This window comes from Nonomuraea antri (genome assembly GCF_013283785.1).
In the GTDB taxonomy this organism is placed as follows: Bacteria; Actinomycetota; Actinomycetes; order Streptosporangiales; family Streptosporangiaceae; genus Nonomuraea; species Nonomuraea antri.
Map to the genome: position 1 here is coordinate 1 of NZ_JABCPZ010000238.1, position 16,523 is coordinate 16,523.

Annotated in this window: 13 protein-coding genes and 1 pseudogene; 8 read left to right on the forward strand and 6 right to left on the reverse strand. The window is 71.8% G+C overall.

Features of this window, described 5'->3' with window-relative positions:
* Positions 1–51: 51 nt before the first annotated feature.
* Positions 52–1,146 (reverse strand): FAD-dependent oxidoreductase, encoded by a 1,095-nt coding sequence (locus HII36_RS45455; RefSeq protein ID WP_173529579.1) that lies wholly within the window; start codon positions 1,144–1,146, stop codon positions 52–54.
* Positions 1,147–1,346: 200 nt separating this feature from the next.
* On the opposite strand from HII36_RS45455, the gene HII36_RS45460 reads away from it, so the two are divergent.
* Together HII36_RS45460 and HII36_RS45465 are read left to right on the forward strand one after the other, a co-directional pair.
* Positions 1,347–1,964 carry a hypothetical protein gene (locus HII36_RS45460; RefSeq protein WP_173529580.1) on the forward strand — a complete coding sequence of 206 codons (618 nt, stop codon included), beginning with the start codon at positions 1,347–1,349 and terminating at the stop codon, positions 1,962–1,964.
* 179 nt (positions 1,965–2,143) lie between these two features.
* Positions 2,144–2,488, forward strand: a complete 345-nt coding sequence (locus HII36_RS45465) for an RNA polymerase-binding protein RbpA (RefSeq protein ID WP_043625492.1) — start codon at positions 2,144–2,146, stop codon at positions 2,486–2,488.
* Positions 2,489–3,103: 615 nt separating this feature from the next.
* On the opposite strand, the gene HII36_RS45470 is transcribed toward HII36_RS45465, so the two are convergent.
* From HII36_RS45470 to HII36_RS45485, 4 genes are all read right to left on the reverse strand, one after another.
* Positions 3,104–3,616 carry an FxsA family protein gene (locus HII36_RS45470; protein WP_173529581.1) on the reverse strand — a complete coding sequence of 171 codons (513 nt, stop codon included), beginning with the start codon at positions 3,614–3,616 and terminating at the stop codon, positions 3,104–3,106.
* Between the two features lie 117 nt (positions 3,617–3,733).
* Positions 3,734–4,477 (reverse strand): polyprenol monophosphomannose synthase, encoded by a 744-nt coding sequence (locus HII36_RS45475; protein WP_173529582.1) that lies wholly within the window; start codon positions 4,475–4,477, stop codon positions 3,734–3,736.
* Positions 4,478–4,521: 44 nt separating this feature from the next.
* Positions 4,522–6,126 (reverse strand): apolipoprotein N-acyltransferase, encoded by a 1,605-nt coding sequence (gene lnt / locus HII36_RS45480; RefSeq protein ID WP_328808185.1) that lies wholly within the window; start codon positions 6,124–6,126, stop codon positions 4,522–4,524.
* A gap of 529 nt (positions 6,127–6,655) precedes the next feature.
* A complete protein-coding gene (locus HII36_RS45485) occupies positions 6,656–8,848 on the reverse strand; it encodes a HelD family protein (RefSeq protein WP_328808186.1) in 2,193 nt (730 codons plus the stop codon).
* Positions 8,849–9,181: 333 nt separating this feature from the next.
* Here HII36_RS45485 and HII36_RS45490 point away from each other — a divergent pair, with 333 nt between their 5' ends.
* Genes HII36_RS45490 through HII36_RS45515 form a run of 6 tightly spaced genes read left to right on the forward strand, consistent with a single transcriptional unit; the run spans position 9,182 to position 15,905 of the window.
* Positions 9,182–10,420 (forward strand): ROK family transcriptional regulator, encoded by a 1,239-nt coding sequence (locus HII36_RS45490; protein ID WP_173529583.1) that lies wholly within the window; start codon positions 9,182–9,184, stop codon positions 10,418–10,420.
* Between the two features lie 37 nt (positions 10,421–10,457).
* Positions 10,458–11,801, forward strand: coding sequence for an extracellular solute-binding protein (locus tag HII36_RS45495; RefSeq protein ID WP_173529584.1), 1,344 nt, complete (start codon positions 10,458–10,460; stop codon positions 11,799–11,801).
* Positions 11,802–11,807: 6 nt separating this feature from the next.
* Positions 11,808–12,761 carry a carbohydrate ABC transporter permease gene (locus HII36_RS45500; protein WP_173529585.1) on the forward strand — a complete coding sequence of 318 codons (954 nt, stop codon included), beginning with the start codon at positions 11,808–11,810 and terminating at the stop codon, positions 12,759–12,761.
* The gene (locus HII36_RS45505; RefSeq protein ID WP_173529586.1) at positions 12,758–13,648 is read left to right on the forward strand and encodes a carbohydrate ABC transporter permease; all 891 of its coding nucleotides are present in this window, start codon (positions 12,758–12,760) and stop codon (positions 13,646–13,648) included. The genes HII36_RS45500 and HII36_RS45505 overlap by 4 nt, the downstream gene beginning before the upstream one ends.
* Entirely contained in the window at positions 13,645–14,904 is a 1,260-nt protein-coding gene (locus HII36_RS45510) for a family 4 glycosyl hydrolase (protein ID WP_173529587.1), read from the forward strand. The genes HII36_RS45505 and HII36_RS45510 overlap by 4 nt, the downstream gene beginning before the upstream one ends.
* Positions 14,904–15,905 (forward strand): N-acetylglucosamine kinase, encoded by a 1,002-nt coding sequence (locus HII36_RS45515; RefSeq protein WP_328808187.1) that lies wholly within the window; start codon positions 14,904–14,906, stop codon positions 15,903–15,905. The genes HII36_RS45510 and HII36_RS45515 overlap by 1 nt, the downstream gene beginning before the upstream one ends.
* On the opposite strand, the pseudogene HII36_RS45520 reads toward HII36_RS45515, so the two are convergent.
* Positions 15,823–16,523: pseudogene (locus tag HII36_RS45520) on the reverse strand (hypothetical protein); the annotation flags it as partial. The gene HII36_RS45515 and the pseudogene HII36_RS45520 overlap by 83 nt on opposite strands.

A 16,523-nucleotide genomic window follows, 5' to 3' on the forward strand; every position in this document is an offset into this window, starting at 1 on the left:
CCCGCAGCCCTCACCACCGCCCACCCACGCACACCCGGAGGCCGGGAATACCTAGGCCGCAGGCTGGGCGACACCTGGAGATAGCGGGTCCCCGCCCCCGGCCCGAGTGCCGCGCAGCAGGTCGCGGACGTTCACCGCCGCCGCCCGTCCCGCCCGGTTGGCGCCGACCGTACTGGCAGACGGCCCGTACCCGACGAGTTGCAGCCGCGGCTCCCGCGCCACCCGCGTGCCGTCCACCTTGATGCCGCCGCCGGGCTCGCGCAGCCGCAGCGGCGCCAGGTGGTCGAGTGCCGAGCGGAACCCGGTGGCCCAGACGATCACGTCGGCCGCCGTCTCACGCCCGTCCGCCCACCGCACGCCGTGCTCGGTGATGCGCGCGAACATCGGCTCCCGTCGCAGCGTGCCGTCGGCCAGCGCGCGGCGGACGACCGGGGTGTGGCTGAGCCCGGTGACGCCGACCACGCTCTGCGGCGGCAGTCCCTGGCGTACCCGCTCCTCGACCAGGGCGACGGCCTCGCGCCTGGCGTCCTCGTCGAAGTCGTCGTCGCGCCAGACGGGCGGACGCCGCGTCACCCACGTGCGCGCGGCGGCGACACCGCCGATCTCCGACAGCACGTGCATGGCGGACGCCCCGCCGCCGACCACGATCACCCGCCGCCCGGCGAACTCCGCAGGCCCCTGGTAGGCGGCGTAGTGGAGCTGCCTGCCCGCGAATTCGCCCGCCCCGGGGTAATAGGGCCAGTACGGGCGGGTCCAGGTGCCGGTGGCGTTCACCACGGCCCGTGCCGCCCACTCCCCCGCGTCGCTCGTCACGACCAGCCGAGTCCCCTCGCCGCGCACCGCCGACACCGCGACGGGACGCACCACGGCCAGCCCGGCCCGCCGCTCGTAGTCGGCGTAATACTCCGGGACGACCTCGGCCGCCGGTCGCGTGCCGTCGGCCGCGTCGGGACGCCTGATGCCGGGGAGGTCGAAGATGCCGTGCACCTTGTCCATGGTCAGCGACGGCGAACGGTGCCGCCACGCGCCGCCGGGACCGTCTCCCGCGTCGAGCACGAGCGGCTCGAACCCGAACCTGCGCAGGTGGTACGCGCTGGACAGCCCCGCCTGCCCGGCGCCGATGACCACGACCTCGACCTGTTCCACGCTCGGTGCAACCGCCCGCGCCCCCGCGCTCTTCCCGCACGGGTGCCGGTCGCCGCTCTTCCCGAGCCGGTGCCCGTCGCCACTCTTCCCGGACCGGCGCCGGTCGCCGCTCTGCTACGAGAGCACCGATCTTGACATCAACGCTCCAAACAGAGAGCATTGCTCTCGAAACGGAGCATCGAACCCCTCTGGAGCCCGCCATGAACCGCCTGACCTCCGCCGCCTTCGCCGTCACCGGGGCGCTCTTCCTCGTCTATCCCGCCGTACGCCCCTCGGGGGACGATGCCGTCGCGATGGCCGGCGACGCCTGGATCTGGGGGCACCTCGCCGCGATGTTCGGGTTCATCCTGCTCGGCCTGGCCGCGCTCGGACTGCACCAGGTGCTCAGCGACCGGCTCTCGCTCAGGGCGGCGGCCGTGACCTGGGCGGGCGCGGGGCTGACACTCCCCTACTACGGGGCCGAGGACTTCGGGCTCAGCGTCATCGCCCGCCGATCACTGCGCGACCAGGCGCCCGCCCTGATGGAACTGGCGGAGGAGTTCCGGCTGGGTCCCGTCGCCGCCACTATGTTCGTGGCCGGGCTCGCGCTGCTCGCGGTGGGCACGATCATGCTCGCGGTGGCCGTGTGGCGGTCCGGCACGGTCAGCAGGTGGAGCGGAACCGGGCTCGCGCTGGGATTCGCGCTGTTCATCCCGCAGTTCTTCGGGCCGTACCCGCTGCGGGTCGCCCACGGCGCCCTCATCCTGGCCGGCGGACTCTGGCTCGCCGCCGCCCTCTGGCGCGCGCCTGCCGTCCAGCGGGCCCGCCAAACCACCTGAAGTCGCAATCAAGCGGAAAACCCGTGGTCGGGACGGTGATCGCTGGCGAGCCGAAGAACGAAGACCCAAAGCGCGATTGGATCACCCCATGGATGGGAATCCCATCACGGTATCAAGCGTTAGACACCGTGGGAGACAGACCCCCCACCGCAAGGGGGCCTTGTAGGAGGCATTTAGACATGGGCGAGCGCGCGCTTCGTGGCACCCGGCTCGGGGCAACCAGCTACGAGAACGACCGTAACACGGATCTGGCCCCGCGCCAGGAGGTGTCCTACACCTGCCCAAAGGGCCATCGCTTCGAGGTTCCGCTTGCCGCCGAGGCTGAGATCCCGGCGACGTGGGAGTGCCGAATGTGCGGCGCAACCGCGGTCCGCGTGGACGGCGAGCAGCCGGAGTCGAAGAAGACGAAGCCCCCGCGGACGCATTGGGACATGCTCTTGGAGCGGCGGTCCATCGAAGACCTGGAAGAGGTGCTCAACGAGAGGCTCGCGGTCTTGCGTGCCCAGCGTCGTAAGAGCGCCTGACACCTTCTCACGGTGAACGACCCCCGGACCGATGGTCCGGGGGTCTTCGCATGCCCGCGACCGCCCGCACTTGCCCGGGCCGCCCTCACACGACCGCACTCGGCCGCCCCGGGCCGTCCCACGTGACCACAATCGGTTGCCCCGGGGCCACCCCCACGTGACCGCACTCGGCTCCCCGGCCCGCCCCTCACGTGACCACACTCGGTTGCCAGGGCCACCCCTCATGTGACTGCGCCCCGGTTGCCCGTGACCACGCCCACGCAACCACGCCCACGCAACCACGCCCACGCGACCGCGCTCAGTTGCCCACGACCGCGCTCAGCTCGCCGCAGGGCCGAAGAACGCGCGGAGGTCGTCGATGAGCAGGCAATGTCCACCGAGGTGATCGTCCAGACCAGGTCCGAAATGCCGGCCGCGCCTGCGTGCGGCAGGCAGCGGTGCTCATCGATGGCCTGGAGCACGCCCGGATGCGCGCCGTCACGGCGGCGCGGATCCACTCGAGGGGATCAGCGCTGCTGACTGTGACTCATGCGCGGGCGAGCGAGATCGGGGTAACGGCCGGCCCGCCCCCGCCTTCCGCGAACAGGCCGCCCGCTACCTACGCGCCATCAGGGGTCAGCGCTCGCCGTCCTCGCGGATGACCTCGCCGTGCACCACCCGGCCGCCGGCGCCGGCGCCGCCGCCCTGCGGGCCGCGCGGCTCGCCGAACAGGTCGTCGGGCTTGGGCGGGAACAGGTTCGCGTACGGCGAAGCGGCCGCCATGCGCTTGACCCGGCGTTCGAAGAACCACGCGCCCAGCCGCCGCATCATCGGCCGGGTGAACGGCAGCACGCACAGGAAGCCGAACAGGTCGGTGAAGAAGCCGGGCGTCAGCAGCAGCGCGCCGCCCACCAGGATCAGCCCGCCGTCGGCCAGTTCCCGATCGGGCATGCGCCCGGACTGCAGCGCCTCCTGCAGCGCCCGCCAGGCGCGGCGGCCCTCGCGGCGCACGATCCAGGCGCCGAGCAGGCTGTCGGCGATCAGCAGTGCCACCGTGGGCACGCCGCCGATCACCGAGCCGACCTGGATCAGCAGCCAGATCTCCAGCACGGGGACGACCAGGAAGGCCAGGAAGAGCAGGAGCCGCATCGTTTCCTCAATTCCGCACGGACGCGTATGCCTTAGTCAACGTCCGGCGCGGGCAAAGCGTTCCAGGTCAACAGCAGCCGAGCGTCAGCAGCAGCCGAACGTCAAAGCAGCCCGGCATCAGCGGGTGCGGCCCCGCAGCCGGTCGGGCAGCCCGGTGACGCCCCACACCCCGATCCGCCAGAACGCCTCGGACATGATCTTCCCACTCATCTTGCTCTTGCCGACCGTGCGCTCCACGAACGTGATCGGCACCTCCACCACCCGCAGCCCGTGTTTCGCGGTGCGCAGCGTGAGGTCGACCTGGAAGCAGTAGCCCTGCGACTCGACGTCGGACAGGCCCACCTTCTCCAGGGTCGAGGCCCGGTAGGCGCGGAACCCGGCGGTGGCGTCGCGCACGGCCAGGCCGAGCATGGCCTTGACGTAGACGTTGGCGCCGCGTGAGAGGAGCTGGCGGGAGGCGGGCCAGTTGACCACGCGGCCGCCGGGCACGTAGCGCGAGCCGATGGCCAGGTCGGCGCCGTCGGTCAGGGCCTGCAGCAGCTTGTGGAGCTCTTCGGGCTGGTGGGAGCCGTCGGCGTCCATCTCGACCAGGACGTCGTAACCCTCGCTCAGCCCCCAGCGGAAGCCGGCGATGTAGGCGGCGCCGAGCCCCTGCTTGGCGGGCCGGTGCAGGACGTGGACGTGGTCGTCGGCGGCGGCCAGCTCGTCGGCGAGCTCGCCGGTGCCGTCGGGGCTGCTGTCGTCGGCCACCAGGAGGTGGGCCTCGGGCACGGCGGCGCGAATCCGCTGGACGATCATGGGCAGGTTCTCGCGCTCGTTGAAGGTCGGGACCACGATCAGCACCCGCCCGAGAGTCTCCATGTTCAGTCGTTCCTCATCCGGTCGCCTCATCCGTCCATGACTCGTCAGGTCGTGACTCGCCGCCTGCCACGCAGCATGGCGACGCCCACGGCCACCGCCCCCATCACCATCAGTGCCCACTCGGGCCCGCTGCCCACCTTGGTGGCGATCGTTTCCTGAGTCCGTACGGGCACCTTCACCACGTTCATGTCCGCGACCAGTTCGCGGGTCTGCCAGGAGACCTTACCGTCCGGGGTGACGTATGCCGAGATCCCGGTCGTCGCGGCGGTGACGACGGCCCTGTTGTGCTCGACGGCGCGCAGCTTGGACATCGCGAGCTGCTGCCAGGGCAGGTTGGACAGCGCGTAGGAGGCGTTGTTGGTCTGCACGACCAGCGGGGTGCCGCCGGCCCGCACGGTGCCGCGCACGGTGTCGTCGTAGGCGACCTCGTAGCAGTTGACCGCGCCGATGGTGACCGGCCCCATCTTCAGGTCGCCCGGTTTCGTGCCGGCCACGGACTGCCTGCCGACCAGGTTGGCCCGCTCCCACAGCGCCAGCACGATCTCCTTGAACGGCGTGTACTCGCCGAACGGCACCAGGTGCTGCTTGTCGTAGTACGCGCCGGGCCCGGTGACCGGGTCCCACACCAGGCTGCGGGTGGCCCGCTCGGAGTCGCCGATCGCCACCACGGCGCCGACCAGTGTGGGGACGCCGACGTCCTTGACGGAGTCGTCGATGATCGCGCGGGCGAACTCGCTGCGGTAGGGGTCGATGTCGGTGGAGTTCTCCGGCAGGACGACGATGTCCGGCTTGAGCACCTTGCCGTCTCTGGCGGCCTGGGCCAACCGCTTGGTCTCGTTCGCGTGGTTCTTCAGCACGACGGCCGGTTCGTCGCCCATCACGTACATGCCGCGCCCGGGCACGCTGCCCTGCACGATGCCGATGTTGACGCTCCTGCCCTCGTCGCCGTGGCGCGGCACGGCCAGCCCGAGCACGGGAACGGCCAGCGCGAGCGCGACCGGGACGGCCCGCAGGGCCGGCCTGGCGTGGCCGGTCAGGGCGGCGTGGGCGAGCAGCGCCCCGCACAGGGCGACGGCGAACGACACCAGCGGCGCGCCGCCCAGCGCCGCGTAGGAGGTGAACAGCGACTCGCCCTGGCTGAAGGCCATCCGCGCCCACGGGAAGCCGCCGATGGGCACCAGGCCGCGAGCCCACTCCATGGCCACCCAGAGCCCGCCGAAGGCCAGGGGCCACCAGCGCAGCCGGAACACCGGCGCGGCCAGCGCGGCCATGGCGGCGTAGAACAGGCTCTCGACGCCGACCAGCATCAGCCAGACGTCGTCGCCGATCGTGCGCACCCAGGCCAGGGCGGGCAGCAGGAACACCAGCGCGGCCAGGTAGCCCAGCCAGGCGGCCCGCTTCGGCCTGGCCCGGTGGATGGCGGCGACGATCAGGGCGAGCCCGGCCGGCGCGCACCACCACCAGTCGAGCGGCGGGAACGCGGTGAACAGCAGCGCCCCGCCCAGCACGGCGGCGGCCACCCGCCCGAACAACACCCGCCCGGTTTCTCCTTCGGCCGGGGTGGTCTCCTCGGCGGCGGCGGCGTCGCCGGGGCGCGCGGACGAGTCGCGCCCGGTGGTGGGCGGAAGGCTCGTGCTGTCCTGAACCACTCCGGGGACTCCTCGCCGATCGCAACGCCTGTTCCTGCGAAAACGCTACCGCCCCTGCAATGCGCTCCGACCCTCAAGGGTACGACGAAACCGGGCGAAGTGATCTCGGAAAAAGGACGGCAGGGTGATCCCGTGATCTCAACGGGACCACCCGGCGCGAATGGCGATCCTGCGCACGAGAGCGGGAAGAGGGTCCGGAGAACCCTTCGGACCGGACCCGTCTCGTCGGCGGCGAGCGCGGAATTCCGTTGTCTACTGGGCTCCCGGACCCGTCCCGGGTCCAACCCCCCGCCCGGTTGGGGTGCCCCGACTCGACGGACCGACGGCCCTGCACCTGGCTGTGTGGACGAAGTCACCCTCCGTCACGGACGCAGGATCCGGCGATGTCAGAGACGGCCAACCGGCCAAGTCCCGTGCTGGACTGCGCAGCAAACTACCGACTCCACCTCAGATGTCAACCGTGTCCCGATCAGCAGAAACATCAAGTTTTCGCAGGTAGGACATGCTTGGCCTGCCGCCGAAAGGCAGGTTAAAGCCCATTTGTGGGTGCGGACGACCGGGTTGGCAAGCCCCGCAGAGCCGCCGAGAGCGGTCGTTCGTGGACCACTCCGAGGCGCTGCGTGGCACGGGTGAGAGCAACATACAGGTCGCTCGGCCCGCGTGGCGACTGGGCGGCGATGAGGTCGGGCTCGGCCACGATCACCGAGTCGAACTCCAGCCCCTTGGCGTCGGCCACGCCCATGACGGCCACCGGCGCGTCGAGCGCGGCCGCCCCCTTGGCGCGCCCGGCGCCCGGGGTGACCACGGCGGCGCCCTCGACGGCGGCGGCGATCTGGTCGCCGAGCGTGGCGAGCAGCGCGTCGGGCACCACGACGGCGACCTTGCCGCCCTCGCCGACCTCGGCCTTGACCAGTTCGGGCAGCGCGGACAGCGGCGCGGACCAGGGTTCGACGCCGAGTTCGCGCACCGAGGTGGGCGCCCGCAGCGCCGGGTCGATGGTGGCCAGCACGCGGGCGGCCACCGCCATCAGCTCCACCGGCGTGCGGTAGTTGACGGTCAGCCCCTCCTGACGCCAGCGCCCGGCCACGTACGGGTCGAGCACCTCGTGCCAGTCCCTGGCCCCGGCCGCGGAGCCGGTCTGGGCGATGTCGCCGACGATCGTCATCGACCGGGTCGGGCAGCGGCGCATGACGGCCCGCCAGGCCATGGGCGACAGTTCCTGCGCCTCGTCCACGATGACGTGGCCGTAGGCCCAGGTGCGGTCGGCGGCGGCGCGTTCGGCGGTGGTGAGGTAGGGGCCCTCGCCGCGCTGGCGTTCCGCGAGGCGTTCGGCCTCCATGACGTCCGACAGGCCGGTCAGCTCCAGCACCTCGCGCGCGTAGGACAGCTCGGCCTCGCGCTCGCGTTCCTCGGCCTGCCTGGCGGCGGCCAGCTCCTCCTCGGCCTGCAGCGCGGTGGCGCGCAGGACGTGCTCGTCGATCTCGCCGAGCAGTTCCGCGGCCTCGTCGAGGAGCGGCACGTCCGATTCGGTCCACGCGCCGCCGGTGCGGGCCAGCAGGTCGCGCTCGGCGGGGCTGAGCGCGGCCGCCGCGTGCGCCAGGCGCTCGGGTGAGCCGTAGAGCCCGAGCAGCAGCCGCTGGGGCGTCAGGTACGGCCACAGCCGGTTCAGCGCCGACTTGACCGCCGGCTCGGTACGCAGGTCCTCGCGCAGGTCGGCCAGCTCGTCGTCGTCGATGAGGCCCTTGCCGATCTTCTTGGCCTGCTGCCTGGCCAGGGCGTTCAGCAGCGAGCGCACGAACACGGTGCGGGCCTGGTTGTGCGGCCGGCGCGAGCGGGTGGCCTTGTTCTTGGCCGCTTCGAGCATGTTGCGGTCGATGGTCAGCGTGATGCGGCCGAGCTGCAGCTCGACGGGCTTGCGCGGCACCTTCTGGCGGTCGCGCACGGCCCGCGCGAGCACGTCGGTCATGCGCAGGTCGCCCTTGAGCGCGGCCACCTCGGGCCTGTCGCGGGCGGTGGCGGTCAGCCCGGGGTAGAGCTCGCCGACCGTGGACAGCAGCACGTCGGTCTCGCCCAGCGAGGGCAGCACCTGCTCGATGTAGCGCAGGAAGGTGAGGTTGGGCCCGAGGATGAGCACGCCGCGCCGTTCCAGCCGCTCGCGGTGGGTGTAGAGCAGGTACGCCGCGCGGTGCAGCGCCACCACGGTCTTGCCGGTGCCCGGGCCGCCCTGCACGACCAGCACGCCGTTCAGGTCGCTGCGGATGACCCGGTCCTGCTCGGCCTGGATGGTGGCGACGATGTCGCGCATGCGGCCGGTGCGGCGCTCGTCGAGCGCGGCCAGGAGCGCGGCCTCGCCGTTGAGCGTGGCGCGGTCGTCGTCGCTGAGGGAGTCGAGGTCGAGCAGGTCGTCGTCGACGCCGACCACGGCGCGGCCCTTGGTCTGCAGGTGCCTGCGCCGGGTGAGGCCCATCGGGGCGGCCGGGGTGGCGCGGTAGAACGGCTGCGCCACCGGGGCGCGCCAGTCGATGAGCAGCCGGGCCTGCTCGTCGTCGGTGAGCCCGAGCTTGCCGATGTAGAGCCGGCCCTCGTCGACGTGATCGAGACGGCCGAAAACCAGGCCGCGCTCGACGGCCCAGAGCCTGGCGAGCCTGGAGGCGTACATGTCGGCGAACGTGTCGCGCTCCGAGCGGTTCTGCATGGTGCCGACGGCGCCCGTGGCCAGCACTTCCTTCAGCTGACGCTGGGTACGCTCGCGCAGCTCGTCGAGCCGGGCGTAAAGACGGGTGACGTACTCCTGCTCCCTGGCGAGCTCTGTTTGACGAGTTGCCGCCTGACCATTATTGTGGTTAATGGGACACTCCGGGCCATTCTGCTTGTTGTTACGACAAACGACGACACTAGCATGCCTGTCGAGACACTTCCCACCTTCCTTCCCCCACCGCTCGCCTTTCCTTTCTCCGGGTCACGGCTTGGTTTCGGCCCTTGACCGCGATCGCCTGAACTCCTTATGTTCGCTGCAAGTTAGGAAAGTTTCCTAACTTCGTGCGAAGGAGTGAACGTGAGCGGTCCGGTGCCGGGGACACCCAGTCTGCTGCGTGCGATCAATGATCGTGCCGCCCTGCAGGCTCTGCTCGAGCGGGGGCCGCTGACGCGGCCCGAGATCGGCACCCTGACCGGACTGTCCAAGCCCACAGCATCGCAGCTGCTCGCCCGGCTGCAGGAGGCGGGGCTGGTGATCCTGGACGGCATCAGAGAAGGCCTGCCCGGGCGTACGGCCGAGGTGTACCGGATCAACCCGGCCGCCGCCTACGTGGGCGCGCTCGACGTCACCCCCGACAGGATCGAGGCCACGGTGGCCGACATCACCGGCGCGATCGTGGGCTCGTACACGCTGCCGACCCCGCGCCGGCGCGGCGGCGAGCTCGTCGAGCGGCTGGGCGCGGCGCTGGCCGGGGCCAATCCCCCGGACAAGCTGCGCCACGTGGTCATCGGCGTGCAGGCCGCGATCGACCCGTCCACCGGGCGGCTCGGCTACGCCACCGCCAAGGACACCCCCGGCTGGCAGATCCCCGACCTGGTGCCCACGCTCGCCTCGGGCCTGGGCGTGCCGGTGTCGGTGGAGAACAACGTCAACCTGGTCGCGCTGGCCGAGCAGGCGCACGGCGCGGCCCAGGGCCACTCCGACTTCGTGCTGCTGTGGGCCGACGAGGGCATCGGCTCGGCCATCGTGCTGGGCGGGCGGATGCACCGCGGCGCCACCGGCGGCGCCGGCGAGGTCGGCTACATGCCCACCCCTGGCGCGCCCACCGCGCGCGAGGCCGGGCGCTACGCCAACCACGGCTACCAGGCCCTGACCGGCGGCCCCGCCGTGCTCAAGCTGCTGCGCTCGTACGGCGTGCGCGGCAGCGACTTCCGCCAGGCGATCGCCAACGCGGTGCGCACGGCGGACGGCGGCGGACAGAAGGCCGACGACGCGCGGGCCGGGCTGCGCGACATCGCCGCGCGGCTGGCCGTGGGCCTGGCGTCCATCACGTCCGTCATCGACCCCGGCCTGATCGTGCTGACCGGCGGCGTGGTGCTGTCGGGCGGCGAGACCCTGCGCGAGCTGGTCGAACACGAACTGCACGCGCTCACCATCCCCCGCCCGGCGCTGCGCCTGTCGAACGTCGAGGGCAACCCGGTCCTGGCCGGCGCGCTCGACCTGGCGCTCGACACCGTGCGCGATGAGGTCTTCAGCTCCACCGTGGCCTCGGCGGGCGGCATATCCCACTCTTCCGCTCCACCCGTTCCATCGTGATCCCATGTGATCCAACGCTTGGCAGGAGGCACCCCCCGTGCGCTTCGTCCCCCTGGCGGTCGCCGGCCTGACGGCCCTGGCGCTCACCGCCTGCACAGCGGGCAAGGAGGCGGCGCCGTCGCTCGGCGCCCAGCCCAAGCCCTCCGGCTCCGCGTCGCAGGCACTGCCTGCGGCCACCCTCGAACTGTGGCACGGCTTCTCCACGGACGCCGAGGTCAAGGCGTTCGAGGACGCCATCGCCGGCTTCAACAAGAAGTTCCCCCAGATCACCGTCAAAGCCACCAAGGGCGTCCAGGACGACCAGATCACCCAGGCCATCCGCGGCGGCAAGGCGCCGGACGTGGCCGCCTCGTTCACCACCGACAACGTCGCCCAATGGTGTAAATCGGGAGCGTTCCAAGACCTCACTCCCGTGATCCAGCAGGATGGCATCGACTTGTCCGTGCTGCCCGCGGTGGCACGTTCCTACACCGAGTTCGACGGCAAGCGCTGCACGATGCCGCTGCTGGCCGACGCGTACGGCCTCTACTACAACAAGGCCCTGATGAAGGGCGAGGAACCGCCCAAGACGCTGACCGAGCTGACCGAGCTGACCAAGAAGCTCACCGTCCGCGACGCCGACGGCGACATCAAGGTGGCCGGCTTCATCCCGAGCTTCCAGTACTACGAGAACAGCGCCGGCCACATGGGCCCGATGGTGGGCGCCAAGTGGTACAACGACGACGGCACCTCGGCCATCGGCGCCGACCCCGCCTGGAAGCAGCTGCTGACCTGGCAGAAGGAACTCGTCGACTGGTACGGCTACGACAAGCTGGAGAAGTTCCGCAAGAGCCTGGGCGACGAGTGGGGCGCCAAGCACCCGTTCTTCGAGGGCAAGGTGGCCATGATCCTCGACGGCGAGTGGCGCAACGCCATGATCGCCAACGACCCGAAGGCCAAGGACCTGGACTACGGCACCGCTCCCCTGCCGGTCGCCGACGACAAGCCCGACCTGTACGGCAGCGGCTTCACCGCGGGCACCGTGATCGGCGTGCCCAAGGGCGCCAAGAACCCGCAGCACGCCTGGGAGCTGGTCAAGCACCTGACCACCGACACCGACTCACTGGTGACGCTGTCGAACGCGCTGCGCAACGTGCCCACCACCCAGGCCGCGATGCAGTCGCCCAACCTGGACAAGGACGCCAACTTCCAGACCTTCCTCGACATCTTCGCCCACCCGAAGACCTCCACCCTCCCGGCCAGCGTGAACAGCGTCTTCAACCAGGAGGCGTTCCAGACCTTCATGGCCAAGTGGGAGAAGGGCGACGTCTCCGACCTGGACGCCGGGCTCAAGGGCGTCGACAAGCTGATCAACGACAAGCTGAAGCTCTCCGGGGGCTGACCCGCGATGACTTCCGTCACCCACGCCGCGCCCGGCAGATGGCGGCGGGGTGGACGGCGGCGGGAGGGCCTGCGGGCCCTTCTGTGGCTGTCACCCTGGCTGATCGGCGTGTCGATCTTCTTCATCTATCCGCTGCTGTCGTCGGTCTACTTCTCCTTCCACCGCTACGACATGTACACCCTGGAGTACGTCGGGCTCGACAACTGGCGCTACCTGTTCCAGGACCCGCGCGTGCTCACCTCGGCCGAGAACACGCTGTGGCTGGTGGTCGTGATGGTCCCGGCGACGGTGCTGTTCGCGCTGGCCCTGGCCCAGCTCGTGACCAGGCTCAAGGCCGGCGTCAGCCTGTTCAGGACGATCTTCTACCTGCCGTCGCTGGTGCCGATGGTGGCCGGGACGGTCACGTTCGTCTACCTGATGAACCCGGCCAGCGGCCCGTGGAACCAGTTCCTGGCCCTGTTCGGCATCACCGGGCCCGACTGGTTCGGCGACGCCGCCTGGTCCAAGCCGAGCCTGACGCTGCTGGCGCTGTGGAGCTGCGGCCAGGTCACCGTGATCTTCATGGCCGCGCTGCTGGACGTCCCCAAGCACCTGTACGAGGCGGCGGCCATCGACGGCGCCGGCGCCTGGCGGCAGTTCCGCAGCGTGACCCTGCCGACGATCTCGCCGGTGCTGATGTTCTCCGCGGTGACCGGGGTGATCTACGCGCTGCAGTACTTCACCCAGGCCATGATCGCCTCCCGGGTGGCCTCGGGCGCGACCGACTCGGCCGGCAACTCGTTCACGCCGGGCTATCCCGACGAATCGCTGCTCACGCTGCCGCAATGGCTGTTCTACGTCGGCTTCCGCGACTACTCCATGGGCTACGCGTGCGTGCTGGCGCTGCTGCTGTTCGGCGCGTCCATGGTGTTCACGCTGATCCTGCTGCGTCAGTTCCGCCGCGCCGAGGAGGCCGCATGACCACGTTGACCGCGCCGCCGCCCACGGTGGCGCCCCCGGCCAGGCGGGCCGGAGTGCGGGCGCGCAGGCGCCGGACGCTGCTGTGGATCGCCCAGCACAGCGTGGCCGTCGCGCTGGCGCTGATGTTCCTGGCGCCGGTGGCGTTCCTCGGGCTGACCGCGCTGATGACCGACGAGCAGGCGCTGACCAGCGACCTGTGGCCGCAGTCGTGGAACTGGGACAACTTCGCGGTGGTCTTCGAGAAGTCGATGCTGCTGCGCTGGACGCTCAACACGCTGATGTACGCCACCCTGGGCACCCTGTTCACGGTGGTGTCGTCGGTGCCTGTGGCCTACGCGCTGGCCCGCTTCCGCTTCCGCGGCAGGCGGCTGGCGTTCCTGCTGGTGATCACCGCGATGATGCTGCCGCCGCAGGTGATCGCGGTGCCGATCTACCTGATCTGGGCCCGGCTCGGGCTGACCGACAGCCTGTGGCCGCTGATCCTGCCCATGCTGCTCGGCGACGCCTTCTCGATCTTCCTGCTGCGGCAGTTCCTGATCACCATCCCGCGCGAGTACACCGACGCGGCGAAGGTGGACGGCTGCTCCGACTTCAGGACCCTGGTCAGGGTGATCCTGCCGATGGCCCGCCCGGCCATCGCCGCGGTGGCCCTGTTCCAGTTCTTCTACTGCTGGAACGACTACTTCGGGCCCCTGCTGTACGCGGGCGTGGCGCAGGAGGGCTACACGCTCTCACTCGGCCTGGCCACGTTCAAGGCGTTCCACAGCGTGCAGTGGAACCTCACCATGGCGGCCACCCTGCTGGTGACCGCGCCGGTGATCGTCATCTTCTTCTTCGCCCAGAGAGTCTTCATCGAGGGCGTGACCTTGACGGGAGTGAAGGGTTGAAACTCGCCGTGGTCGGGGGCGGCTCGACGTACACGCCGGAGCTGATCGACGGGTTCGCGCGGTTGCGCGAGGAGCTGCCTGTCACCGAGATCGCCCTCATCGACCCCGATGAATCGCGGCGCGAGCTCGTCGCCGGGGTGTCGCGGCGGATGCTGGCGCACGCCGGGCATCCGGCTCGGGTGGTGGCGACGTCCTCGGTGGCGGAGGGGGTCGCGGGCGCCCGAGCGGTGCTGTTCCAGCTCAGGGTGGGCGGCCAGGCGGCCCGCGAGGTGGACGAGACGCTGCCGCTGGAGTGCGGCTGCGTCGGCCAGGAGACGACCGGCGCGGGCGGCCTGGCCAAGGCGCTGCGCACGGTGCCGGTCGTGCTGGAGCTGGCCGAGACCGTACGCCGCCACGCGCCCGACGCCTGGATCGTGGACTTCACCAACCCGGTCGGCATCGTCACCAGGGCGCTGCTCGACGCCGGTCACCGGGCGATCGGCCTGTGCAACGTGGCCATCGGCGTCCAGCGCCGCTTCGCCGCCCGGCTCGGCGTCGACCCGGCGCGCCTCTCGCTCGGGCACGTCGGGCTCAACCATCTGACCTGGGTGCGCAGCGTCCACCTGGACGGCGCCGACGTCCTGCCGTCGATCCTGGCCGAGCACGCCGAGGAGCTCGCCGACGGCCTCGGGCTGCGGGCCGGGCTGCTGCGCAGGCTGGGCGTCATCCCCTCGTACTACCTGCGCTACTTCTACGCCCACGACGCGGTGGTGCGCGAGCAGCGGGCCAAGCCGTCGCGGGCGGCCGAGGTGGCGGCCATGGAGGCGCGGCTGCTGAAGATGTACGCCGACCCGGCCGTGGTGGAGAAGCCCGAACTGCTCGGCGAGCGGGGCGGCGCGTTCTACTCCGAGGCGGCGGTGGCGCTGATCGCCTCGCTGCTCGGCGACCGGGGCGACACCCAGATCGTGAACCTGCGCAACCGGGGCACGCTGCCGTTCCTCGGCGACGAGGCGGTGATCGAGGCGCCGGCCAGGATCACCGCGTCGGGGGCCGAGCCGCTGCCGGTGCCGCCGGTCGAGCCGCTGTTCGCGGGGCTGATCGCGAACGTGTCGGCGTACGAGACGCTGGCGCTGGACGCGGCCCTGCACGGCGGCGCCGACCGGGTGCGCGACGCGCTGCTCGCCCACCCGCTCATCGGCCAGGACGAGATCGCCGAGCGGCTCACCGGGCTGCTGCTGGAGGCCGGCCGCGCCCACCTGCCGTGGGCGGTGCGCTAGTGGCGCGCCTGGTGCTGGCCGTCGACGGCGGCAACAGCAAGACCGACGTCGCGGTGGTGAGCGAGGACGGCCAGGTGCTGGCCGCCGGCCGCGCGGGGCCGTTCGAGCCGCAGCGCGCGGGCGTGGCCGCCGCCGCCGACGTGGTCGAGGACGCGCTGCGGCGGGCGCTGGCCGCCCTGCCGCCGCAGACCGGGCCGCTGGCGTCGGGGACCGGGTTCGATCACGTGGCGGCGTACGTGGCCGGGGCGGACCTGCCGGTGGAGGAGGAGGCGCTGGCCCGCGAGTTCGCCGCCCGCGGCCTCGGCCGTGACATCGTGGTGCGCAACGACACGTTCGCGCTGCTGCGGGCCGGCGCGTCGAACGCGTGGGGCGTGGCGGTGGTGTGCGGGGCGGGCATCAACGCGGTCGGCGTGTCACCGTCCGGCCAGGTGGCGCGCTTCCCCGCGCTGGGCCGCATCAGCGGCGACTGGGGCGGCGGCGCGGTCCTGGCCGAGGAGGCACTGTGGCACGCGGTACGCGCCGAGGACGGCCGCGGCCCGGCCACCGCCCTGGCCGGCCTGGTCACCGCCCACTTCGGCACCGCGACGGTCGAGGAGCTGGTGCTGAAGCTGCACTTCGGCGAGCTGCCCCAGGCCACGCTGTACGACCTCGCGCCGGGCGTGCTCGCCGTGGCGGCGAGCGGCGACCCGGTGGCCGCCGCGCTGGTGGAACGTCAGGCCGAGGAGGTGGCGGTGCTGGCCGAGGTGTGCCTGCGCCGGCTCGGGCTGCTGGAGACGCCGACCGAGGTGGTACTCGGCGGCGGCATACTCACCTCCGGCGACCCGCTGCTGACGGCGCTGCTCCAGACGGCGTTCGCGGCCCGGGCCCCGCTGGCCGAGACGGTCGTGGCGGACGTGCCGCCGATCGTCGGCGCGGCGCTCAACGGGCTGGAGCACCTGGGCGCCGGCGAGGCCGCCAAGGCCCGCCTGCGCGCCCGCTACGTGCCCGCACCCGCCGGCTGAGACGCTGGGCGAAGGGCTGAGCGAAGTGCCGGGCGAAGGGCTGGAGCGGCCGGACGAGGCACAGGAGGGCGGCCGCGGCGTAGGCGGGGGTCGCGGGCCCGCCCAGGTACACCACGGCGCCGGCGGCGGCCACGCCCAGCCACTCCGGCTGCCCGGCGAGCGCGGCCAGCGCCACCGGGAGCAGCGCGTACCAGGGGTAGCCCGGGGTGAGCAGCAGGAACGCGGCGCCGGTCAGCAGCAGCGCGCCGCGTTCCCGCCGGTCCTGGTCGCCGTTCCTGAGCACGTGGACCAGCACGGCGGCCAGCGCGACCACGGTCGCGGGCAGCGCCCAGGCGTCGGGCAGCAGCAGGCGCAGCAGGACGTAGCGGTCGCGCGCGCCCGCCTCGTCGTACCCCTCCTCGGTCAGGTAGCCGCTCAGGTAGCCCAGGACGGAACCGCGCGAGCCCAGCACATAGGGCAGGTAGGCGGCCACCACCACACCGAGCGCCACCACGACGCCGACCAGCCCCGACCGGACCACCCGTCCTCGCGGTGAGACCCCATGGGCAGCCGCGTGGGGGGCCGCACGGGCCGGGGAGGCGGCGAGCGCGCCGGACAGCAGGGCGGGCAGGGTGATCG